A 22,064-nucleotide genomic window follows, 5' to 3' on the forward strand; every position below is an offset into this window, starting at 1 on the left:
AGATCTACTCCTACGACGTCGATTTCCAGCGCAAGGTGCAGCCGGGCGATTCCTTCGACGTGTTCTATGCCGGCGAAGACGAGGGCGTGACGTCGAGCGAAAAGAACGACGTGCTGTTCGCTTCGCTCACGGTCGGCGGCGAGACCAAGAAATACTACCGCTACCAGAGCCCTGACGACGGCGTGGTCGATTACTACGACGAGAGCGGCAAGAGCGCGAAGAAGTTCCTGGTCAGGAAACCCGTCAACAACGCCATCATGCGCTCCGGCTTCGGCGGCCGCCGCCACCCGATCCTCGGCTACGTGAAGATGCACACCGGCGTCGACTGGGCCACCGCCTACGGCACGCCGATCTTCGCCTCCGGCAACGGCGTGATCGAGAAGGCCGGCCCCGAAGGCGGCTATGGCAAGTATATCCGCATCAAGCACAACAACGGCTACGAGACCGCCTACGGCCACATGTCGGCCTTCGCCAAGGGCATGGAGATCGGCAAGAAGGTGCGGCAGGGCCAGGTGATCGGCTTCGTCGGTTCGACCGGCGCGTCGACCGGACCGCACGTCCATTACGAAATCCTGGTCAACGGCCGCTTCGTCGATCCGCTGCGTGTGAAACTGCCGCGCGGCCGCTCGCTGGAAGGCCCGATGCTGGCCGGCTTCGAGAAGGAGCGCGACCGGCTCGACGGCATGATGAGCGGCCGGGGCGGCGCCATCGCCCGCATCTCGGATGCGACCGGCGGACCGTTGCAGGTCACCAACCGGTAAGCCGGCAACCGGCCGACATCGACCGGACATCTTCATCGACACGGTTGAATGGGACGCTTTCGGAGCGACGCCGCTTTACGACGTCACAACGTCAAGTTTCGTTTGCCAAAGCCGCATGACGGGCGAATACTTTCCAAAAATGGGAGGTCACGCATGAAGAACAGGCTTGCCTGCGCAGCGGTCGTTGCTGCGATCGTCTGCACCACGAGCGCATCGGCCCAGACAGTACCGGCGACTTGGGAGGTCAAGAAACTCGTCCCCGGTTCGGCGTTCCATGGCGTGCATGGGCTCGGGGTCGACAAGGCCGGCCATCTGTTTGCCGGCAGCGTCGCCGGCGCCATGCTCTACGAGGTGGACATCGCCGGCGGTACCGCCAAGGTTGCAATCCCTGCTCCGATCGGGATGGCCGACGACATCGCATTCGCGCCCGACGGCACCATGGCCTGGACCGGCTTCCTGACCGGCGATCTCTATTCGCGCAAGGGCGACGGCCCGATCAAGAAGCTCGCCTCCGGCCTTCCCGGCATCAATTCGCTGGCCTTCCGCAAGGACGGCAGGCTCTACGCCACGACCGTTTTCCTCGGCGACACGCTCTACGAGATCGACGTCGAGGGCGTCAAACCGCCGCGCCAGATCATGGAGAAGATGGGCGGCCTCAACGGCTTCGAGTTCGGCCCCGACGACAAGCTCTACGGTCCGCTGTGGTTCAAGGGACAGGTCGCAAAAGTCGACGTCGACAAGGCCGAGCTGACCGTGGTCGCCGAAGGTTTCAAGATCCCGGCCGCCGTGAACTTCGATTCCAAGGGCCATCTCTGGGTGGTCGACACCGCGCTCGGCCAGCTGGTGCGGGTCGATCCCAAATCCGGCGCCAAGACCGTGGTTGCGCAGCTGAAGACGTCGCTGGACAACCTCGCGATCGACGACAAGGACCGCATCTACGTCTCCAACATGGCCGACAACGGCATTCAGGAGGTCGATCCCGCGACCGGTAAGGCTAAACAGATCATCATGGGCAAGCTGGCGCTGCCCGGCGGCATCGGCGTCACCACCGACAACGGCAAGGACACGCTCCACCTCGCCGACGTGTTCGCCTATCGCACCATCGACGGCGCGACCGGCGAGGTCACCGAGAAGGCACGCATGCACGCCGACGGCGTCACCCTCGAATATCCGATGAGCGCGACGGCAAAGGGCAACGACGTGGTGCTGTCGAGCTGGTTCACCGGCACCGTGCAGGTGATCGACGCCAAGACCGGCGCGACGCGCGACATGCTGCATGGCTTCAAGGCGCCGCATGATGCCATCGTGCTCGAGGACGGCACCATCCTGGTGGCCGAGCTCGGCACCAAGTCGCTGGTCCGCGTCAGCGGCGAACACGGCAAGGATCGCACCACGCTGATCGGCGGCCTCGAGGGACCGGTCGGGCTGGTCGGTGGATCGGCTGGCGAGGTCTATGTCACCGAAGCCTTCGCCGGGCTCGTGTCCCGGGTCGACAAGAACGGCGAAAAGACCGTGATCGCCAAGGATCTGAAAATGCCCGAGGGCATCGCGCGGACGAGCGACGGCAAGCTGGTCGTGGCCGAGGTCGGCGCCCAACGGCTGATCGAGATCGCGCCCGACGGCAAGGTGACCGAGATCGCGGCCAATCTCCCGATCGGCCTGCCAGGCGCGCCTGGCGGCCTGCCGACCAACATTCCGACAGGGGTGGCCATCGGCGGCTCCGGCGTCATCTACTTCACCTCCGACATCGAGAACGCGATCTACAAGGTGGCGAAGAAGTAGCCTCCCACCGAAGCGGCACCCGGTCGATGGAACCGGCACGCGGCTTCCCCGGTTAATGGAGGGGAAGCCGACAGCAGGAGGATCACCCATGAGGCGCCTCTCCCGCGACGACATCGTCAAGACCGTGGATCGGGCCGACGACGTCACGATCGCCCAGATCATCGGAACCGGCGCGACCGTCGACGAACTGGCGGAAGCGCAGGCCTGGCTCGCCAATGACGAGCCGATGATCAACGATCTCCGGCCACTCGCCCACGGCCGCGTCCGCGAACTCGTGGACATCCTCAGCGAGATCGACGAGGACGGCGACGAGGACGGTCCGGCACCTAGCCCTGCGCCGACGGAAAACTAGCTCGCGCGAATCCGCGCGAACAATTCCGACGGCATCATGCCGAACATGTCGCGGAAGGCCGTGCTGAAATGCGCGGAGCTGGAAAAGCCGGCGCCATGCGCCGCCTCGGTCAGCGATTGCCCCTGTGCGACCGCCCGCGCGGCTGCGCCGATCCGGCTCCAGATGCGGTAGCGGCGGAGCGGCACACCCGTGGCTTCCTTGAACAGATGCAAAAAGCGCGAGGACGAAAGCCCGGCCTGGCGGCCGAGTTCGGCAAGCGTGTGCGAACCGCCGGGCTCCTCGCGCATCCGCCTTATGGCATCAGCAATTCTTGCGTCCGGCTGCGCACGTGATCCGATTCCAAGCCTATCGCGGACGGCCTGCCGCGCTTCGTCAGATTCGAGGCGTCGCTCGGCGATGTCGCCGAACAGCGTGACAACCGCTCGCTCGTCGATCATGTCGAACGCGGCCCTCGATCCGACCTCCTTCATGCGTGAACGAAGCGCCTCGATATCGCGTCCGAAGGGATCGACATAGAGGAAGGCCATCCGTCCGGCATCCACGCGCAGATGGTGCAGGCTGTTGGGCATGATCAGCACGCTGCGCGTCATGCGATAGGACGGTGAGCGTGCCCTCGGATGGTCGGCCACGCCGATCGCCCCGTCGAGCGCAACGGCCAGCACGCCGGTGGCATTGCGGTGGGGCGTCAACCCGAAGGCCGGACCGAGATAGAGCACCCGCGCGCCCCAATCGAGCATCCGCGCCTGCATTGGCCCGACCTTGGGCGGCGTGTCGATAGCCAGTTCCTGAAAGCCCGGTGGCGAGGTCATGCCTTACCATAGCGCACCGGCACAACGCTGCCGATGACCCGGGAGATCATGTCGATGGAGAAAGTTCTGGCGGATGACGCCGCACAAACCGCCGCGATCCGCGCCGCCGTCGCGCGCTATGCGGCCGCCTGGCAGGCCGGCGACCGCGCCGCGATCGCCGCCTGCTACCACGACGAATTCACGCTGCATTATGCCGGGCATAACCCGCTCGCCGGCACCCATCGCGGCAAGCCGGCCGCGCTTGCCGCTCTGGCCGAGGTCGCACGCCGCGCCAACCGGAAACTTCTTGGCATCGACGAATTGATGGCCGGGCCGCGGCGCGGCGCCATTCTCGCGCGGGAATCGTTCAGCCGGGACGGTCGCGCGGCCGAACTGGAACGGCTGCTGGTCTATGCCGTGCGCGACGGCCTGCTGAGCGAATGCTGGGTCTACGACCGCGATCAGGCGGCGGTGGACGCGTTCTTCGCGGATTGAAAAACGCCCTCCGCGATTTCAGCGCGGAGGGCGTGTATTTCGTCAGTTCAGCTTCCGCTTCGTCACCGGCGCCTCGAACTGGGCGATCTCCGCGGTCTGCGGTGCCTTGCCGTTGAAGGTCAGCACGTTGCCTTCGGACGAGATCGCGACGTTGTCGCCGTCCCTGACGTCGCCGGCCAGGATCATCTCGGCGAGCGGGTCCTGGAGGTAGCGCTGGATCACCCGCTTCAGCGGCCGTGCGCCATAGGCGGGATCCCAGCCCTTGGCGGCGAGCCAGTCGCGGGCTGCAGCATCGAGCGTCAGCACGATCTTGCGATCGGTCAGGAGCTTCTGGAGCCGCGCGAACTGGATCTCGACGATCCGGCCCATCTCGCTCCTCTGCAAGCGATGGAACAGGATGATCTCGTCGACGCGGTTGAGGAATTCGGGGCGGAAATGTCCCCGCACCATTCCCATCACCTGCTCGCGGACGGCCGAGGTGTCTTCGCCCTCGGGTTGATTCACCAGGAACTCGGAACCGAGATTCGAGGTCATGATGATCAGCGTGTTGCGGAAATCGACGGTACGGCCCTGGCCGTCGGTCAGGCGGCCGTCGTCGAGCACCTGCAACAGGACGTTGAAGACGTCAGGATGCGCCTTCTCGATCTCGTCGAACAGCACGACCTGGTAGGGCCGGCGCCGCACCGCTTCGGTGAGCGCGCCGCCCTCGTCATAGCCGACATAGCCCGGAGGCGCGCCGATCAGCCGCGAGACCGAATGCTTCTCCATGTACTCGGACATGTCGAGGCGGACCATCGCGGTCTCGTCGTTGAACAGGTACTCCGCCAAGGCTTTGGTCAGCTCGGTCTTGCCGACGCCGGTCGGCCCCAGGAACATGAACGAGCCGGTCGGCCGGTTCGGGTCCTGCAAGCCGGCGCGGGAGCGGCGCACGGCGGTTGCGACCGCACGCACGGCCTCGGCCTGGCCGACGACGCGCTTGCCGAGCTGCTCCTCCATCTTCAGGAGCTTTTCCTTCTCGCCTTCCAGCATCTTGTCGACGGGCACGCCGGTCCAGCGCGAGACCACCTGCGCGATGTGATTGGCGGTGACCGCCTCCTCCATCATCTCGCCGGAATTCTGCGTTGTATTGTCCTTGGCCTCGATGTCGGCAAGCCTCTTCTCGAGCTCCGGGATCCGGCCATAGGCCAGCTCGCCGGCCTTCTGGAATTCACCGCGCCGCTGGGCGTTGGCAAGCTCGACGCGCAAGCTGTCGAGCTCGGCCTTCAGCTTCTGGGCATTGGAGAGCTTGTTCTTCTCCGCGCTCCAGCGCGCCGTCAGCGCCGCAGACTTCTCCTCGAGCTCGGCAAGGTCCTTCTCCAGCGTCTGGAGCCGGGTCTTGGAGCCGACGTCGCTTTCCTTCTTCAGCGCCTCCTGCTCGATCTTGAGCCGGATGATCTCGCGGTCGAGCGAATCCAGCTCTTCCGGCTTGGAGTCGACCTGCATCTTCAGCCGCGCCGCGGCCTCGTCCATGAGGTCGATCGCCTTGTCCGGCAGGAAGCGGTCGGTGATGTAGCGGTTGGACAGCGTCGTGGCGGCCACAAGCGCGGAATCGGTGATCCGCACGCCATGGTGCTGCTCGTACTTGTCCTTCAGCCCGCGCAGGATCGAGATGGTGTCCTCGACCGAGGGCTCGCTGACGAAGATCGGCTGGAAGCGCCGCGCCAGCGCTGCGTCCTTCTCGACGTGCTTCTGGTACTCGTCGAGCGTGGTCGCGCCGATGCAGTGCAGTTCGCCGCGCGCGAGCGCCGGCTTCAGCAGGTTCGACGCGTCCATCGCGCCGTCGCCCTTGCCGGCGCCGATCAGCGTGTGCATCTCGTCGATGAACAGGATGAAGGTGCCCTCGCTCCCGGTCACTTCCTGGAGCACGGCCTTCAGCCGCTCCTCGAACTCGCCGCGGTATTTCGCGCCGGCAATCAGCGCACCGAGATCGAGCGAGAGCAGCTTCTTGTCCTTCAGGCTCTCCGGCACGTCGCCATTGACGATGCGCAGCGCAAGGCCTTCGGCGATGGCGGTCTTGCCGACGCCGGGCTCGCCGATCAGGACGGGGTTGTTCTTGGTCCGGCGCGAGAGCACCTGAATCGTACGGCGGATCTCCTCGTCGCGGCCGATGACCGGGTCGAGCTTGCCTTCGCGCGCGGCCTGGGTCAGGTCGCGGGCATATTTCTTCAGCGCGTCATAGGCGTTCTCGGCGGTCGCCGAGTCGGCCGTGCGGCCCTTGCGCAGCGCCTCGATGGCCGCGTTGAGGTTTTGCGGGGTGACGCCGCCCTTGCTGAGGATCGCGCCGGCCTCGCTGGTCTTCTCCAGCGTGAGGCCGAGCAGCAGCCGCTCGACGGTGACAAAACTGTCGCCGGCCTTCTCGCCGGCCTTTTCAGCGGCATCGAAGGTGCGGGCCAGTTCGGGCGCCAGATAGATCTGCCCGCCGCCGCCGGAGACCTTCGGCACCTTGTTCAGGGCGTCTTCGGTCGCCTTCAGAATTGCGCGGGATTTGCCGCCGGCACGGTCGATCAGACCGGCAGCGAGCCCCTCATTGTCGTCCAGGAGGACTTTCAGGACGTGCAGGGTCGAAAACTGCTGGTGCCCCTCGCGCATCGCAAGCGATTGCGCCGACTGGATGAAGCCCCTGGATCGTTCGGTATACTTCTCAATGTTCATCTTTTCTGTCCCTCGGCCTGCCCGTGGAGCCCTCTAAAGGCACTCCACACGGCATCTTCATTGGGTTTCCGATTTCCGCATTGACGTTTCTCAACCGGTAACGGTCGTCATTTACCGACGCTGCCGCCGGCCTGAGGCAAATGTGGGAAGCGGCTTGGGGGAGCGAAAGAGGCGAGTTCACAATTTCGTGCGCTGTTTGGCCGGCTTGGCGCCAGCAGGTCGAATCCCCTAAGTAGCGGCATGACAGCCAGCCAGACCGCCGAAATCACCGATCTCTATCGCTATCCGATCAAGGGCCTGACGCCGGAGCGCCTGCCCCGCGTCGCCTTGCGGCGAGGGGAAACCCTGCCCGCCGACCGCCGCTACGCCATCGAGAACGGCCCCAGCGGGTTCGATCCCGAGGCGCCGGCCTGGAAGCCGAAGATCCAGTTTCTGATGCTGGCGCGCAATGAGCGGCTGGCTTCCCTCGACAGCCGGTTCGAGGACGCGACCAACCGCCTGACCATCCGCAAGGACGGCCAAATCGTCGCCAGCGGCGATCTGGAGACCGCCGCTGGGCGCGCCGCCATCGAGCGCTACTTCAGCGAGAACTTTCAGCCCGAGCTGAAGGGCCCGCCCAAGGTTCTGTCAGGCAGCAACCACAGCTTTTCCGACGTCGCCCGCAAGGTCGTGTCCATCATCAATCTCGACAGCGTCCGCGCGATCGAGGCCATGCTCGGTGGCACCGCCGTCCACCCCCTGCGCTTCCGCGCCAATCTCTACGTCAAGGGCTGGCCGGCCTGGTCCGAGCTCGACCTCGTCGGCCAGACGCTCGCGATCGGCCAGGCTCGGCTGCAGGTGGTAAAGCGCATCGTCCGTTGCCCGGCCACCAATGTCGATCCGGAGACCGCAAAGCGCGACCTCGAAATCCCGCCGACGCTCTCGCGCCATCTCGGCCACATGGATTGCGGCATCTATGCCGAGGTGATCGCCGGCGGCGAGATCGGCGTGGGGGATGCAGTCGCGGTGGAAGAGCCGAAGCTGGTGTGAGCTTCGTAGGGTGGGTCAGCCGAAGGCGCAACCCACCACTTCTGTCACCGCAGAAACCAAAGAGGTGGGTTACGCCCGCGGACCGCGCTTCGCGCGACCGCGAGCTAACGCACCCTACGTCTCACCTCAGTTCGGCATCACATACGCATAGATGCGGCCGCGCGAGACCGGGGCCTCGCGGACGCGATTGCCGTTGTTGCCGGAGATCATGATCGGATTGCCCTGCGCGTCGACGCCGGTGATGATTCCGACGTGGCCGCCCCGGCCGCCGCGCGACATCACCGCGATGGCACCGACCTGCGGGCCGGAGACACGCGTGCCGTAACGCGCGAACGAATTCGCCATGTCCGAGCCGGTGCCGTGGTGACCGGTTTTCTCAAGCACCATGTTCATGAAGCGCGCGCACCACAGGCTGCCGCGCCCGGTCGGGTTGCCGCCGAGATAACGGCGCGCCTCGGACACGAGGCCCGATCCGCCGCCAAAACCGCCGCTCATACCCGCGTTGCCAATGTCGCCAGCGCTGCTCCTGTTGACAGCATGGCTCATGTTGGCAGCGCGGCTCACTTTGCCGGCGCGGCGCATGTTTCCGCCGATGCCCATGTCACCGCTGCCCATGTCACCGCCGCCCGCGTAGCGCATGTCACCCATGCCGCCGCTATTGGCGTTCGGATCGTAGTTGGCCTGCGTGTTCATGAATCCGCCGGCCTGCAGCTGCGCCGCGCTGCGCTCGAAGCGCGAGCCGCGGGCCTGGTGCCGATAGTGATGATGTCTACTGGCGTGGTGCACGTAAGCGTGCCGCTCTGCGCTATGACGATGAGGCCGCGCCGAGGCCGGAGAAACAAACGCGGCGACCGCCGCGAAGAAAAGCGCCAGCGCGACAACACAACGCGACAGGCGAGACGCAAACAACTCGAACATTAATCATCCTTCGTTGACACCCCCACTCCCAGCCGGCCCGTGCGCGGCCGACATCCGCCGGGCCGTAAAGCTTCCGGATGTGGCGAGAACAAGACGCCGCGCATCGGCGCGAATTAACGCTTCGGTGAATTGCTGCGATGATTTTGTGTCGATGCAGGTCTGTTGCCGCCGCATTGCGGACAACAGCATTAACTGCAATTCTCGAAACAACGGCTTGAAGAGAGGGAAACAGTTAATGCCCCACGCCACGACCAGGGACGACGTCCGCATCTATTTCGAAGAGGCGGGCCAGGGATCGCCGATCATTTTTCTGCATGAGTTCGCGGCCGACTACACGAATTGGGAGCCGCAGATGCGCTACTTCTCGCGCGGCCACCGCTGCATCACCTATTCCGCGCGCGGCTACACGCCGTCGGACGTGCCTGAGGGCGAGGTCTACACCTCACGCATTTCTACACCGACGCGCTCGCGGTGCTCGATCATCTCAGAATCGATCGTGCGCATCTCGTCGGGCTCTCGATGGGCGCTTATTCGTCGCTTCAGGTCGGACTGAACGCGCCACAGCGTGCGCTGTCGATGACGCTCGCCGGCGTCGGCTCCGGCTCGGAGATCGAGAATCTCGACGCCTGGCGCAAGCAATGCCGCGCCAATGCCGAGCAGTTCGAGACGCTCGGCTCCACGGAGGTGGCAAAAATCACGCGCGAGGCGCCGAGCCGGATTCCGTTCCTGGTCAAGGACCCGCGCGGCCACGCCGATTTCTACGCCGCGCTGGCGCGGCACGATGCCAGGGGATCGGCGAGCACGATGCGCGGCTTCCAGGGCGGCCGTCCCTCGATCTTTGCGATGACGGACGCGATCAGGGGCGTCGCAACGCCGGCGCTGATCATCTGCGGCGACGAGGACGATCCCTGCGTCGGGCCGAGCCTGTTCTTGAAAAGGCATCTGCCGGCCGCGGGTCTTGCGATGTTTCCGAAGTCGGGGCACGTGCTCAACCTCGAGGAGCCCGCGCTGTTCAACGAGACCGTGGAGCGGTTCGTCACGCTGGTGGAAGCCGGACGATGGCCGGCACGCGATCCGAGGTCGCTGCCGGTGGGTTGACTTGTCATTCCGGGATGCGCCGGCAGGCGCAGGCCCGGAATCCATCGCTCGACAAACGCTGTGGTACGATGGATTCCGGGCTCGCGCTTCGCGCGCCCCGGAATGACTGCGGCTACTACTTCCCCCCGCCGCGCGTCAGCAGAAACACGCCCTGCTCGCCGAACATGTTCCACACCCACCAGGGCAGGTTCAGCGGCACCGGGCGGCCATAGAGATCGAGCGCCACCGAGCGTTCCATCTTGACGTTGATCTCGTCGCAGAGCTCGACGAAATCCTTGATGGTGCAGAAGTGGATGTTGGCGGTATCGTACCAGGTCGCCGGCAGGTTCTCGGTGCGCGGCATGTGGCCGCCGATCAGGAGCTGGAGCCGCATCTTCCAGAAACCGAAGTTCGGGAACGACACGATGGCGCGGCGACCGATGCGCAGGAGATTCTCCAGCACCACACGCGGCTGCCGCGTCGCCTGAAGCGTCTGCGACAGGATCACGTAGTCGAAGGCATCATCGGGATAGTTCACGAGGTCGGTGTCGGCGTCGCCCTGCACCACCGCGAGGCCCTTGGCGACGCAGCGGTTGACGCCCTCGCGCGACAATTCGATGCCGCGGCCATCGATGCCGCGGGTCTCCAGAAGCTGGAGCAGATCGCCGTCGCCGCAGCCGACATCGAGCACCTTCGAGCCCGGCTTGACCATTTCGGCGACGAGCAGATGGTCGGCGCGAAAATGACCTGATCGTTCCGAGTCAAGGCCGCCCAACGGCAGCACTTCCTGCGCTGACATCCTAACTACCCTTGTTAGCTATTCTTGCCGTTGAGTCCGCGCGCCTTGCCTGCCGATTCCAGGAAGGCGCGGGCGATGTCGAAGAATTCGGGCACGTCGAGCAGGAAGGCGTCATGGCCGCGATCGGTCTCGATCTCGGCAAACGACACCCGCGCGCTCGACGCATTCAGCGCATGCACCAGCGCGCGCGATTCCGAGGTCGGGAACAGCCAGTCGCTGGTGAAGGAGACCACGCAGAAGCGTGTCTTGATGCCGGTGAACGCCTTCGCCAGCACGCCGCCATGGTCGCCGGCGATGTCGAAATAGTCCATCGCGCGCGTCAGATAGAGATAGGAGTTGGCATCGAAGCGCTCGACAAAGGACGAGCCCTGGTAGCGCAGATAGGACTCGACCTGGAAGTCGGCGTCGAACGAGAAGGTCGGCAGCTCGCGATCCTGCATGCGCCGGCCGAACTTGCGATGCAGCGCGGCGTCGGAGAGATAGGTGATGTGCGCAGCCATCCGTGCAACCGCAAGGCCACGATGCGGATGGATGCCATGATCGGCATAGCCGCCATTGTGCCAGTCGGGATCGGCCATCACAGCCTGGCGGCCGAGCTCGTGAAAGGCGATGTTCTGCGCCGAGTGCCGCGTCGAGCAGGCAATCGCCAGCGCGGAATAGACGCGCTCGGGATAGGCCGCGGTCCATTGCAGCACTTGCATGCCACCCATCGAGCCGCCGACCACCCCGAACAGCGTGTCGATGCCGAGCCGGTCGATCAGCATCGCCTGCGCGCGAACCATGTCGGGAATGGTGATGACCGGAAAATCCAGGCCCCACACTTTGCCGGTCGCGGGATTGATCGAGGCCGGCCCGGTCGAGCCCATGCAGCCACCAATCACATTGGCGCAGATGATGAAGTATTGGCTCGGATCGAGCGGACGGCCCGCACCAACCAATGTTTCCCACCAACCGGGCTTGCCGGTGACGGGGTGCACATTGGCGACATGCTGGTCGCCGGTCAGCGCATGGCAGATCAGGATCGCGTTGGAGCGGTCCGCGTTGAGCTCGCCATAGGTCTGGTAGGCGATCTGGAACGGCGAAAGATCGACCCCGCAGTCGAGCGGCAACGGCTGATCGGCACCGAAATGCGCGACGAGCGAACTCGGATGATCCACCTCGTGCGACCGTTCATCGGCACTGATCGCGGGACTGGGAATCGACGTGACGCCAACCATCTCTGACCATCGACCTCGTTTGCGATCGGACTTCAGATCGCTACTGACATCAGGCCATAAAAAACCCGGCCTGAACGATAGGTTCGGCCGGGATCGAAAGCGTCCCCGGCCTGTTTAGCGAGTTTTTTAACGTGGCTGCAAGCCGGCCGGCTCAAATGACCACGGAACAGGCAAAACCTAGCGGCTTGGACGGTTTTCGTCAAGATACGGTCCGGATTGACCAAATTCGCCCCCGTCACGTGAGCCGAAAAGGCCCAATTTCCCTTTGCATTTCTCTTTGCTTTCGCCGCTCCGACTGCCTAATCAAGACACCGACCGCAGCGGGTCCGACCTGATGGACCCGCATTGGAACGCCTCTCAACAGCACTTGCCAGATATGTCCCAACGTCCGCCCGCGCCACCATCGTTGCAGGAATTGCGCAAGGAGATCGACGCGATCGACGAGGGCATGCATCGCCTGCTGATGCAGCGCGGCGACATCATCGACCGCCTGATCCAGGTGAAGCAGACCCAGGAGGTCGGCTCGGCGTTCCGGCCGGCGCGCGAGGCCGACATGATGCGGCGGATCGTGGAGCGCCATCGCGGCATCCTGCCGCTCGACACGGTCGAGAGCATCTGGCGCGTCATCATCGCGACGTTCACCTACGTGCAGGCACCGTTCGCAGTGCATGCCGACATCTCGGTGAGCGAGCCCGCGATGCGCGATTCCGTGCGATTCCATTTCGGCTTCACGGTGCCTTACGTCGCGCATTTCAGCGCGCAGGCGGCGGTCGAGGCGGTGGCGAAATCCAAGGGCGACCTGGCGCTGGTCTCGGCGACTTCCAGCCGCACCCCGTGGTGGCTGGAGCTGGAAGCCGAAGGCGCACCGAAGATCATCGCGCGGCTGCCTTTCGTCGAACGCGCCGACCATCCGGCCGCGCTGCCCGTGTTCGCGATCTCGCGCGTCGCCGACAGCGCCCTGGTGACGGAGGTGGAGACCTTCAGCGTGCGCGTCTCTGGTTGGAATGCCGAGATCGCGCGGGCGCTGTCGCCGCTCGCCGACATCGTGGCGGTGCCCGATACCGCCTTCGACGGCGCGGCGCTGCTGGTCTCGGTCACGAGCGCGAGCAGCATCGACAAGATCAAGGCTGCCCTGATCGAGGCGGGGGCCTCGGTGCGCTCCACGGCCCTCGTCGGCAGCCACGCAACGCGCTATACGGTGCCCCCGACCGGGTCGAAATCGTAAATCACGAGCCGCCTGCCATTCCGGAGTTGAAGATGTCCCGCCCCGTGCCGAACCCCGGCATTCTCGATATTGCGCCTTACACGCCCGGCAAGAGCCCGGTGCCGGAGCCGGGCCGCAAGGTGTTCAAGCTCTCGGCCAACGAGACGCCGTTCGGTCCCTCGCCCAAGGCGATCGCGGCCTTCAAGAACGTGGCGGATCATCTGGAAGACTATCCGGAAGGCACCTCGCGGGTGCTGCGCGAAGCCATCGGGCGCAGCTTCGGCCTCGACCCCAACCGCATCATCTGCGGCGCCGGCTCGGACGAGATCCTCAACCTGCTCGCCCACACCTATCTCGGCCAGGGCGACGAGGCGATCTCGACCACGCACGGCTTCCTGGTCTACCCGATCGCGACCATGGCGGTCGGCGCCAGGAACGTCATCGCACAGGAGAAGAACCTCACCTGCGACGTCGACGCCATCCTCAAGGCTGTGACGCCGAAGACGAAGCTGGTGTGGCTCGCCAATCCGAACAACCCGACCGGCACCTATATTCCGTTCGACGAGGTCAAGCGCCTGCGCGCCGGCCTGCCCTCGCACGTGCTGCTGGTGCTGGACGCCGCCTACTGCGACTACGTCTCGCGCAACGATTACGAGATGGGCATCGAGCTGGTCGCCACCACCGAGAACACCGTGGTGACGCACACCTTCTCCAAGATCCACGGCCTCGCCGCGCTGCGCATCGGCTGGATGTTCGGCCCCGAGCACATCATCGACGCCGTCAACCGCATCCGCGGTCCGTTCAACGTGTCGACGCCGGCGATGTATGCCGCGGTCGCCGCGATCGAGGACACCGCGCATCAGACGATGTCGAAGCAGTTCACCGAGACCTGGCGCAACTGGCTCACCGGGGAGATCGGCAAGCTCGGGCTGAAGGTGACGCCGAGCGTCGCCAATTTCGTGCTGATCCACTTTCCGACCGAGAAGGGCAGGACCTCGGACGAGGCCGACGCCTTCCTGACCAAGCGGGGCCTCGTGCTGCGGGCGCTGAAGAACTACGGCCTGCCGCATTCACTGCGCATGACCATCGGCACCGAGGAGGCCAACCGCCTCGTCGTCGACGGTTTGCGCGACTTCATGGCCGGCAAATGAGCGTACAGCCGCACTTCCAGCGCGTCGCCCTGATCGGCTTCGGCCTGATCGGCGGCTCGATCGCGCGCGCCGCGAAGCTCCAGGGCCTGGCCGGCGAGATCGTCACCACCGCGCGCTCGGAGAAGACGCGCGCCCGCGTGCTCGAGCTCGGCATCGTCGACCAGGTCGTGGCGACCAATGCGGAAGCGGTGAAGGATGCCGACCTCGTCATCCTCTGCATTCCCGTCGGCGCCTGCGGACCTGTGGCGCAGGAGATCGCCGCGCATCTGAAACCCGGCGCGATCGTCTCCGACGTCGGCTCGGTCAAGGGCGCGATCGTCAGGGACATGGTGCCGCATCTGCCGAAGACCGTTCATTTCGTGCCGGCGCACCCCGTGGCGGGCACCGAGCACTCGGGCCCCGACTCCGGTTTCGCCGAGCTCTTCATCAACCGCTGGTGCATCCTGACCCCGCCGGAAGGCGTCGACGCGTCGGCTACCGATCGCCTGCGCGCCTTCTGGGCGGCGATGGGTGCCAAGGTCGAGATCATGACGCCGGATCACCATGATCTCGTGCTCGCGATCACCAGCCATCTGCCGCATCTGATCGCCTACACCATCGTCGGCACCGCCGACGAGCTGGCGCAGGTGACGGAGTCAGAGGTCATCAAGTTCTCCGCCGGCGGCTTCCGCGATTTCACCCGCATCGCCGCGTCCGATCCGACGATGTGGCGCGACGTCTTCCTCGCCAACAAGGAAGCCGTGCTGGAGATGCTCGGCACCTTCACCGAGGACCTGGCAAAACTCACCCGCGCGATCCGGCGCGGCGACGGCGAAGCGCTGTTCGACCACTTCACCCGCACCCGCGCCATCCGCCGCGGCATCGTCGAGATCGGCCAGGATTCGGCGGCGCCCGATTTCGGCCGGCCGCATGCGGCGCTGAAGAAGCCGTAGCTGTGCTGCCAATCCTCATCCTGAGGAGCGCGGAACGCGCGTCTCGAAGGATGAAGGCCCGGCTGGTGGCCTCGCCCTTCGAGACGCCGCGCGAAGAGCGCGGCTCCTCAGGGTGAGGGTTAGACATTTTCCCACGCGGCTCCACCAATCGGTTGAGCCGACGCGTCGCCAAATCAATACAGCGGCGGGATCTGGCCGACCTTGACCGGGCCGAGCAGCACGGCGCCGTCCACGAACTTCAGCGGGAAGCTGCGGGCCTTCTTGCCTTCCAGCGTGCTCTCGGTGCCGATCGAATTGATGCCGGCGGCAACGCCGGCATTGGCGTTCTGCTTGATGACCTTGCCGAGGCCGGGGACGGCGCGATCGAGCGCGCCGAACAGATTGTTGAGATCCTGCGACTTCACGCCGGGCGCGACACGGTCGAGGGTTGCCTGCGGCACGCCCTCCTCCAGCATCTTCTCGATGCCGAGCGCCGGGATCACCCGCTCGAGGCCGGTCACCGTCATCTGCAATTCGCCGTCGAGTCGGCCATTGACCGAGAGTCCGAGCGTGCCGGCTGCGACCGCGATCATCTCGCCCTGCTGGATCCGCGACTGCACGATCTCGATATGGCCGCCGGCGGCCTGGATCTCGCGGAAGCGCTGCGGCCATGGCTTTGGCGTGAGGTCGGAGAGGCCGGTGACCTTGGCGCGCGTATCCGCCTCGAACGGCTCGGCGAGCAAGGGATGAACACCCTGGATGCTGCCCTGCGCGACATGGAGCACGGTCTCGATCACGGGATGATCGGACGGCGATCCGTCCGCGAGGCGCCCGTGCAGCTCGACCTGCTTGGCGCGCGCGAGCGGCACCTGCACGCTGCCGTCGAGCCGGTTGATGACGGGATCGTCGAACACGATGGAGGCGCGGTCCGGCACCGCCGGCAGGCCGACCACGCTGCTGCGGCCCTTGCTCCAGTTCACCACGAAGGTGTTTTGCGTAACGCCGTCGGTGAGGGTCGCCGGCGCGGAGAATTCGGCGATGACGCGCTTGGGATCGTAGACCTGGGCGACGACCAGGATGTTGTCGAGCTTGGCCGTGAACGGCGTCTTGCTCGCGTTCTGCGAGACCAGGGCGACGCTGGCGCCGGAGCACTGGACCTCGAAGCGGAACGGGAAGCCCGCGATCGAGCGCTTGGCGCAATCATAGATGCGGCCGGACTTGGCCTCCTGCGCGCGCCAGGCGTCCGCGGCGATCTCGGCCTGCGAAGCGGCATAGAACCAGAAGCAGCTCCACGCGACGGCGAGGATCAGGAGGAGAACGGGTGCGATGAAAAGGCCCCAACGGGGGCGGCGGCCTGCGGCAACGGTCAGATTGGACATGCGGCGACCCTTTGACCCCAGATTTTGTCAAATGTAAGCGAGGTTCGGCTGCGACGAAAGGCGGAGAATTCGCTTCGCTTGGGGGCGCGGTTCTGGTAGCCGTGCCCGCCATGTCGGAAATCACCCTCCCCTCCGTCACGACAGCCAAGGGCGACCTCTGGGTGTTCGGCTATGGCTCGCTGATGTGGCGGCCGGGCTTCGAATTTATGGAGCGCCTCCCGGCGCGGCTGGTCGGCGAGCATCGTGCGCTCTGTGTCTATTCCTTCGTGCATCGCGGCACGCCGGAGAAGCCGGGCCTGGTGCTCGGGCTCGATCGCGGCGGCGCCTGTCGCGGTATCGCCTTCCGTGTCGCCGAAAAGAACCGCGCCGACGTCGTCGCCTATTTGCGCGCGCGCGAGCAGGTGACGTCGGTCTATCGCGAGGTGATGCGTTCGGTGTGGCTGGAGAACGATGCGCGGCAGCGCGTCTCCGCACTCGCTTACGTCGTCGACCGCGGCCATGTGCAATATGCCGGCCGGTTGTCGCTCGCCGATCAACATCGCCACGTGCTCCAGGGGCACGGCCAGTCCGGGGCCAATCGCGACTACGTGACCGCGACGGTGAAGGCGATCGAGGCCGAAGGCTTTCGCGACACGCAGCTGCATCAGCTCGCGACGATGCTGCATGGGGAGGCGCATTCCCTGCACGCGCCGGCTCCGAGCGAAGACCGCGAAAGTCGCTAGCTTTCGGTCGGCGCGTAGCTCGGGGCCGAACCGATCAACTGCTCCTGCTCCTTGCGGCCCGCCTCGACGAGGCGGCCGGTTGCCTCTTCGATGGCCGTTTGCACACGGGAGAGATACTCGTCCTTCGGCAGGCCCGCCGGCAGCGGATCGAGAAACTCCACCACCAGCGTGCCGGGATAGCGCATGAAGGTGCGGCGCGGCCAGAACAGGCCGGAATTGAGCGCGATCGGCAGACACGGCACGCCGCAGGACGAATAGATCTGCGCAAAGCCGGTCTTGTAGTCGGGGGGGGCGCCCGGCGCGCGGCGCGTGCCCTCCGGAAAGATCACGAGCTGGCGGCCGCTGCGCACCGCCACGCGTGCCCGCCGCGTCATGTCCAGCAGCGCCTTCACGCCGGCCTTGCGGTCGATCGCGATCATCCCGGTCTTGACCAGGAACTGACCGAACACCGGAATCTGCATGAGCTGACGCTTGAGGATGAAGATCGGGCGGTGGAAGAACCCCGGCAACACGAAGGTTTCCCAGAACGACTGATGCTTTGCCACGATCACCAGCGGCCCCTGCGGAATCTTCTCCTGCCCGCGGAATTCCACCTTGATGTTGCAGATCACCCGCATCAGGACCAGCGTCGCCTTCGCCCACCATTCCGCGACCGTCAGCATGGCGCGCGGCGGCATCGCAAAGGTCGGCAGCGCCACGATCGCGAGACACACCAGCACGGCATAGAACAGCACGTTGAACAGGAGCGAGCGCAGGAAAATCAAGAACATCGACGATCCGATCAATTGCCGATCAATTGGCCTGTGCAGTGGCGGGCCGCTTCGGCTGCATCCCGGGAGGCTGCTCCGATACTTCGGGCGAAAGGTCAATCCCGAAATCCTCCAGCCGCACCCTGAGTTCGGCCGCGATGTACTTGACATATTCCGACAGCAGCAGCCGCAAGGTGGACGCCGAGGCCCACCACGGCTCCTCGCGCCATTTGTCGCCGACCACGGCGAACGGGATCAGAATCGTCTCCGGCATCGCGTGCGAGAATTCCACCAGCGCGCGCGGCATGTGATAGTTCGAGGTCACCACGATCAGCGATTTGAACCGGCGCGCCTGCGCCCAGCGGCGCGCCTCCGCCGCATTGCCGCGGGTCGAGAGCGCGGTGCGGTCGAGGTCGACGCAGCAGGTCATGAAGGACTGGTTCTCCGGCAGGGTGCGGGAGATATCGCTCGCGGTCGAGGTCGGATGCACGCCGGAAATCAGGAGCCGCCTGCCGTAACCGGCGGCCAGCAGCTCCATCGCATCCGACACCCGCGAGGAGCCGCCGGTCAAGACCACGATGCCGTCTGCCTTGCGGTCCGGCACGATCTCGGCGCCGCGCAACTGCGACAGGAACGCGATGAAGCCCGCCGCCGCGCCGACGAAGGCGAACGCGATCGTCGACACCACGGCTGCGCGCAGCCAGCCGCGCGGCAATTTCGGCGATCGATCGTCGGTCGGCGAGGTCATGCGATGTCGGTAATCCCTTCCCCGGATGATTTTAAAACGTTTTGAGGCGAAGTGGAGTCCGGTTTGCCGGACTAATCGACGTCGTTCAAGGTTGCGAACAACGTCTGGCGCGAGGCGACGGCGGTGATGGCGCCGATCAGCACCGCCTGCACCGCGAGTACGACATAGCCGGAGGGCCGCAGCGAGAAGGTGCCGAGCAGGGCGGCGAACTGGTCGCCGACGGGCGTCCCTGAAAACCAGCCGGCGATCGACTCGGAAAAGCCGAACACCAGCATGGCGGCGCCGCCGCCGATCACGCCGCCCTCCAGGCCCAGCCTGAGGAAATGGCGCAGGAAGCGGTTGGCGATGTAGCGGTCGCCGGCGCCGACGAAATGCAGGACCTCGACGATCGGACGATTCGCCGCCATGGCGCCGCGGGTCGCGAACGACACCGAGATGATGGTCGCGATGATGACGAGCGCGAGGATGCCGAGACCGGCGAGCACCGTGGCGTTGGTCATCGAGCGCATGCGCTCGATCCAGGCGCGGTGATCGTCGACGCTGGCGCTTGGCGCCACTTGCGTCACGCGGGCGCGCAAGGCGGTCAGATCGAGCGCCGTGCCGGGCTGCACGCGCGCGATGATCATGCGCGGCACCGGCAGATCGTCCATCGACAGTCCGGTGCCGAGCCAGGGCTCGAGCAGCTTGCCGCTCTCGTCCTTGGTGAACGGCTTGACCTCGACGATGCCGGCTTGGGCGCGCATCGCCTCGGTCACCGCGGCGGTGTCGCGCTCGAGGTCGCGCCCGGACTGCGGGCGAATCTGGATGGTGATCTCGCTTGCGACATCCGACTGCCATTCGGCGGCGGAGGCGCTGACCAGCAGCACCGTGCCGGTGGTCATCGAAGCGAGGAAGGTCATGATGGCGACGACGGCAACCAGCGCGCGGCCGTGGATCGAGGCGCGCGGCACGATCGGCGACATGTTGCGCGCCTTGGCCGGAAGCTGCGGACGCTCCTGTCCGAGATCGACCAGTACGCCGCGCTCGTCGGTCCTACTCATAGACGTGCAGCCGTCCCTGATGCAGCACCAGCCGCCGCGCCTCGTACTGGTCCATCAGGCCGATATCGTGGGTCGCGATGATGACGGCGGTGCCGGATTTGTTGAGCTCGATGAAAAGGCGCAGCAGGCGGCGGCCGAGCGTCGGGTCGACGCTGCCGGTCGGCTCGTCCGCGAGCAGAAGCTGCGGCCGCGAGATCACCGCGCGCGCGATCGCCGCACGCTGTTTCTCGCCGCCGGACAGGATCGGCGGCAGCGCGTCCATGCGCTCGCCGAGTCCGACCCAGCGCAGCAGGTCGATGACCTCCTTGCGATAGCTCGACTCGCTGCGGCCCATGACGCGGAACGGCAGCGCGACGTTCTCGTAGGTCGTCATGTGATCGAGCAGACGGAAGTCCTGGAGCACGATGCCGATGCGCTTGCGCAGGTCGGCGATCTCGTCCTTGCCGAGCTGCGAAATGTCGTGGCCGAACAGGTTGACGAGGCCGCGCGTCGGCCGGTGCGAGAGGAACAGCAGACGCAAGAGCGAGGTCTTGCCGGCGCCGGACGGGCCGGTGAGGAACTGGAAGGAGTGCGCCGGAATCTGGAAATTGAGGTCGCGCAGGATCTCCGGCCCCAGACCGTAACGCAATCCGACATTTTCGAACCGAACCAAGCTCAGCTCCGTTCGAGAGGGGGCGATGGCCGCGACGCGATGCTCCGCCACGCGCGATCAACGGTTTTTGCGACCGTTATGGTTTCCGGTTCGTTAACGGTCGCCCTGTAGCATCCAGGACGCCCGGGTCTCCGCGACCCTGGCATCGTCAAGACTCGTTCATGCATCAAGGCTCGTCCATGCATATCGTCTGCCCCCATTGTACGACATCCTACGCCATCAAGCTTGCGAGCCTTGGGGCGAACGGGCGGACAGTCCGCTGCTCCCGGTGCAAGCAGACCTGGGTCGCCTATGCCGAGGATGCCATCGAGGAGGCGTCCGTCCCGGCCATGGCTGCGGCCAGCCAGGCCGACGACCAGTCCGATCTCGCCGAGCAGTGGAACTCCTACGCCAAGGACGACGGCGCCACCGACACGCCTGTCGTCGACAGCCCCTCCATCGCCAGCGACTGGCCGGAGGAGGACGCCAGGGAGACCGAGGACGAATGGTCGGCGGCGGCCCGGGACGCCGAGGATGAGGTCGCCGGCGCGCAGCACCAGTCCTGGTTCCGCGGCCTGTTCAGCCGGCGCGGGGCGCGGGTGAGGCGTCAGGTCCCCACCGTGGCGCCGCGAAAGTCCCATTTCGGCCTGCCGACCGCCTGCGCCGCCATGGGCGCGCTGGTGCTGGCCCTGATCGTCTGGCGCGGCGACATGGTGCGGCTGCTGCCGCAGACCGCGGCCTTCTACAAGATGGTCGGCCTCGACGTTAACCTGCGCGGGCTGGCCTTCAAGGACGTCAAGCTCTCCAGCGAGACCGTTGACGGTAAACAGGTGTTGGTGATCGAGGGCGTCATCGTCGGCGAGGGCAAGAAGCCGCTCGACATCCCGCGGCTGCGCTTTGCGGTGCGCGACGCGCAGGGCGCGGAAATCTATGCCTGGAATGCGGTGCTGGAGCAGACCGTGCTGCGGCCCGGCGAGCGCGCCTTCTTCCGCTCGCGCCTGGCCTCTCCGCCGCCGGAGGGCCGCAATATCGACGTTCGCTTCTTCAACCGGCGCGACATTGCCGGCGGCAGCGTGTAATCAGGCTCGCAAGGTCCGCACGGGAGGTTGGTCCCAAGGTTGGTCCCATGCCAAAAATCTTGATCGCCGACGACGAGGATTCGATGCGCCAGTTGGTGGCGCGCGCCATCGCCATGGACGGGCACCAGACCGTGACCGCGCAGGACGGCGCCGAGGCGCTGGAGATCCTGACCCGCGAGGACGGCGCATTCGATTTGCTGCTCACCGACATCCAGATGCCGGTGATGGACGGCATCGCGCTGGCGCTCTCCGCCGCGCGCGATTTCCCCGACCTGACCATCCTGCTGATGACCGGGTTTGCCGACCAGCGCGAGCGCGCCTCGAACCTCAACGCGCTGGTGCATGACGTCGTGACCAAACCGTTCTCGGTCGCCGACATCCGCACCGCAGTGGCGGACGCGCTGGCGGCGAAGAAGCGGTAGCACGCGGCCGCCCTGGTCACGCGGGTTATGCCGCTGTGTCGTGACGTCGCCCCCCCACATTCGATGTCGTCCTGGCGAAAGCCAGGACCCATACCGCGTGATTTATCTGTCAGAAAAGG

Annotated in this window: 21 protein-coding genes, 1 pseudogene and 1 riboswitch (1 of these 23 only partly in view); of the genes and pseudogenes, 12 read left to right on the forward strand and 10 right to left on the reverse strand. The window is 65.8% G+C overall.

All coding sequences use genetic code 11. The features are described from left to right. The 3 genes from E4K65_RS24835 to E4K65_RS24845 all read left to right on the forward strand — a co-directional run. A protein-coding gene (locus E4K65_RS24835) for a M23 family metallopeptidase (protein WP_025575852.1) crosses the window boundary here: on the forward strand, positions 1-761 show its 3' end. 1,294 nt of this gene lie to the left of the window's left edge; only the last 761 of its 2,055 coding nucleotides appear in the window; its start codon lies off the left edge, out of view; its stop codon occupies positions 759-761. Between the two features lie 153 nt (positions 762-914). Then, positions 915-2,543, forward strand: a complete 1,629-nt coding sequence (locus E4K65_RS24840; RefSeq protein ID WP_135176373.1) for an SMP-30/gluconolactonase/LRE family protein — start codon at positions 915-917, stop codon at positions 2,541-2,543. Positions 2,544-2,631: 88 nt separating this feature from the next. After that, a complete protein-coding gene (locus tag E4K65_RS24845; RefSeq protein WP_135176374.1) occupies positions 2,632-2,895 on the forward strand; it encodes a hypothetical protein in 264 nt (87 codons plus the stop codon). Here E4K65_RS24845 and E4K65_RS24850 read toward each other — a convergent pair. Continuing rightward, positions 2,892-3,704 carry a helix-turn-helix domain-containing protein gene (locus E4K65_RS24850; protein ID WP_135176375.1) on the reverse strand — a complete coding sequence of 271 codons (813 nt, stop codon included), beginning with the start codon at positions 3,702-3,704 and terminating at the stop codon, positions 2,892-2,894. The genes E4K65_RS24845 and E4K65_RS24850 overlap by 4 nt on opposite strands. Before the next feature lie 33 nt (positions 3,705-3,737). Between E4K65_RS24850 and E4K65_RS24855 the strand changes: the two genes are divergently transcribed. Beyond that, entirely contained in the window at positions 3,738-4,178 is a 441-nt protein-coding gene (locus E4K65_RS24855; protein ID WP_235885712.1) for a nuclear transport factor 2 family protein, read from the forward strand. A gap of 42 nt (positions 4,179-4,220) precedes the next feature. Here E4K65_RS24855 and clpB read toward each other — a convergent pair whose 3' ends face one another. Continuing rightward, entirely contained in the window at positions 4,221-6,869 is a 2,649-nt protein-coding gene (gene clpB / locus E4K65_RS24860; protein ID WP_135176376.1) for an ATP-dependent chaperone ClpB, read from the reverse strand. A gap of 240 nt (positions 6,870-7,109) precedes the next feature. Between clpB and E4K65_RS24865 the strand changes: the two genes are divergently transcribed. Next, entirely contained in the window at positions 7,110-7,898 is a 789-nt protein-coding gene (locus tag E4K65_RS24865; protein WP_135176377.1) for an MOSC domain-containing protein, read from the forward strand. A 126-nt stretch (positions 7,899-8,024) separates the two neighbouring features. Here E4K65_RS24865 and E4K65_RS24870 read toward each other — a convergent pair whose 3' ends face one another. Next, a complete protein-coding gene (locus tag E4K65_RS24870; RefSeq protein ID WP_135176378.1) occupies positions 8,025-8,816 on the reverse strand; it encodes a TIGR02594 family protein in 792 nt (263 codons plus the stop codon). A 235-nt stretch (positions 8,817-9,051) separates the two neighbouring features. Between E4K65_RS24870 and E4K65_RS24875 the strand changes: the two are divergent. After that, a pseudogene (locus tag E4K65_RS24875) lies at positions 9,052-9,914 on the forward strand (alpha/beta fold hydrolase). Positions 9,915-10,029: 115 nt separating this feature from the next. On the opposite strand, the gene metW reads toward E4K65_RS24875, so the two are convergent. Together metW and metX are read right to left on the reverse strand one after the other, a co-directional pair. Continuing rightward, positions 10,030-10,692: a methionine biosynthesis protein MetW gene (gene metW, locus E4K65_RS24880; RefSeq protein WP_025575849.1), complete on the reverse strand. Its 663-nt coding sequence runs from the start codon at positions 10,690-10,692 to the stop codon at positions 10,030-10,032. A gap of 14 nt (positions 10,693-10,706) precedes the next feature. Then, the gene (metX, locus tag E4K65_RS24885) at positions 10,707-11,909 is read right to left on the reverse strand and encodes a homoserine O-acetyltransferase MetX (RefSeq protein WP_135176379.1); all 1,203 of its coding nucleotides are present in this window, start codon (positions 11,907-11,909) and stop codon (positions 10,707-10,709) included. Positions 11,910-12,002: 93 nt separating this feature from the next. Then, positions 12,003-12,082: riboswitch (SAM riboswitch) on the reverse strand. A 203-nt stretch (positions 12,083-12,285) separates the two neighbouring features. Between metX and E4K65_RS24890 the strand changes: the two genes are divergently transcribed. From E4K65_RS24890 to E4K65_RS24900, 3 genes are read left to right on the forward strand one after another with little or no spacing between them, the layout of a single operon-like run. Beyond that, a complete protein-coding gene (locus E4K65_RS24890; RefSeq protein WP_011084215.1) occupies positions 12,286-13,134 on the forward strand; it encodes a chorismate mutase in 849 nt (282 codons plus the stop codon). Positions 13,135-13,166: 32 nt separating this feature from the next. Beyond that, positions 13,167-14,264, forward strand: coding sequence for a pyridoxal phosphate-dependent aminotransferase (locus tag E4K65_RS24895; RefSeq protein WP_135176380.1), 1,098 nt, complete (start codon positions 13,167-13,169; stop codon positions 14,262-14,264). After that, positions 14,261-15,196 (forward strand): prephenate/arogenate dehydrogenase family protein, encoded by a 936-nt coding sequence (locus E4K65_RS24900; protein WP_135176381.1) that lies wholly within the window; start codon positions 14,261-14,263, stop codon positions 15,194-15,196. The genes E4K65_RS24895 and E4K65_RS24900 overlap by 4 nt, the downstream gene beginning before the upstream one ends. Positions 15,197-15,369: 173 nt before the next feature. Here E4K65_RS24900 and E4K65_RS24905 read toward each other — a convergent pair whose 3' ends face one another. Then, positions 15,370-16,554: a DUF2125 domain-containing protein gene (locus E4K65_RS24905; RefSeq protein WP_135176382.1), complete on the reverse strand. Its 1,185-nt coding sequence runs from the start codon at positions 16,552-16,554 to the stop codon at positions 15,370-15,372. A 110-nt stretch (positions 16,555-16,664) separates the two neighbouring features. Between E4K65_RS24905 and E4K65_RS24910 the strand changes: the two genes are divergently transcribed. Continuing rightward, on the forward strand, positions 16,665-17,276 hold the full coding sequence (locus tag E4K65_RS24910; protein ID WP_167771109.1) for a gamma-glutamylcyclotransferase: 612 nt from the start codon (positions 16,665-16,667) through the stop codon (positions 17,274-17,276). On the opposite strand, the gene E4K65_RS24915 is transcribed toward E4K65_RS24910, so the two are convergent. The 4 genes from E4K65_RS24915 to ftsE form a co-directional block, all read right to left on the reverse strand. Further along, the gene (locus E4K65_RS24915; RefSeq protein ID WP_135176384.1) at positions 17,273-18,046 is read right to left on the reverse strand and encodes a lysophospholipid acyltransferase family protein; all 774 of its coding nucleotides are present in this window, start codon (positions 18,044-18,046) and stop codon (positions 17,273-17,275) included. The genes E4K65_RS24910 and E4K65_RS24915 overlap by 4 nt on opposite strands. A gap of 22 nt (positions 18,047-18,068) precedes the next feature. Next, the gene (locus tag E4K65_RS24920) at positions 18,069-18,773 is read right to left on the reverse strand and encodes a YdcF family protein (protein WP_027544303.1); all 705 of its coding nucleotides are present in this window, start codon (positions 18,771-18,773) and stop codon (positions 18,069-18,071) included. Between the two features lie 71 nt (positions 18,774-18,844). Then, positions 18,845-19,813 (reverse strand): cell division protein FtsX, encoded by a 969-nt coding sequence (locus tag E4K65_RS24925; RefSeq protein WP_135176385.1) that lies wholly within the window; start codon positions 19,811-19,813, stop codon positions 18,845-18,847. Further along, positions 19,806-20,465: a cell division ATP-binding protein FtsE gene (gene ftsE / locus E4K65_RS24930; RefSeq protein ID WP_027544305.1), complete on the reverse strand. Its 660-nt coding sequence runs from the start codon at positions 20,463-20,465 to the stop codon at positions 19,806-19,808. Before ftsE ends, E4K65_RS24925 begins: the two co-directional genes overlap by 8 nt. A 179-nt stretch (positions 20,466-20,644) precedes the next feature. Between ftsE and E4K65_RS24935 the strand changes: the two genes are divergently transcribed. After that, a complete protein-coding gene (locus E4K65_RS24935; protein WP_167771110.1) occupies positions 20,645-21,523 on the forward strand; it encodes an MJ0042-type zinc finger domain-containing protein in 879 nt (292 codons plus the stop codon). A gap of 47 nt (positions 21,524-21,570) precedes the next feature. Continuing rightward, positions 21,571-21,945 carry a response regulator gene (locus E4K65_RS24940; RefSeq protein ID WP_135176387.1) on the forward strand — a complete coding sequence of 125 codons (375 nt, stop codon included), beginning with the start codon at positions 21,571-21,573 and terminating at the stop codon, positions 21,943-21,945. Positions 21,946-22,064 lie beyond the last annotated feature (119 nt).

Origin of the sequence: Bradyrhizobium niftali, from assembly GCF_004571025.1 — a bacterium.
Taxonomy (GTDB): domain Bacteria; phylum Pseudomonadota; class Alphaproteobacteria; order Rhizobiales; family Xanthobacteraceae; genus Bradyrhizobium; species Bradyrhizobium niftali.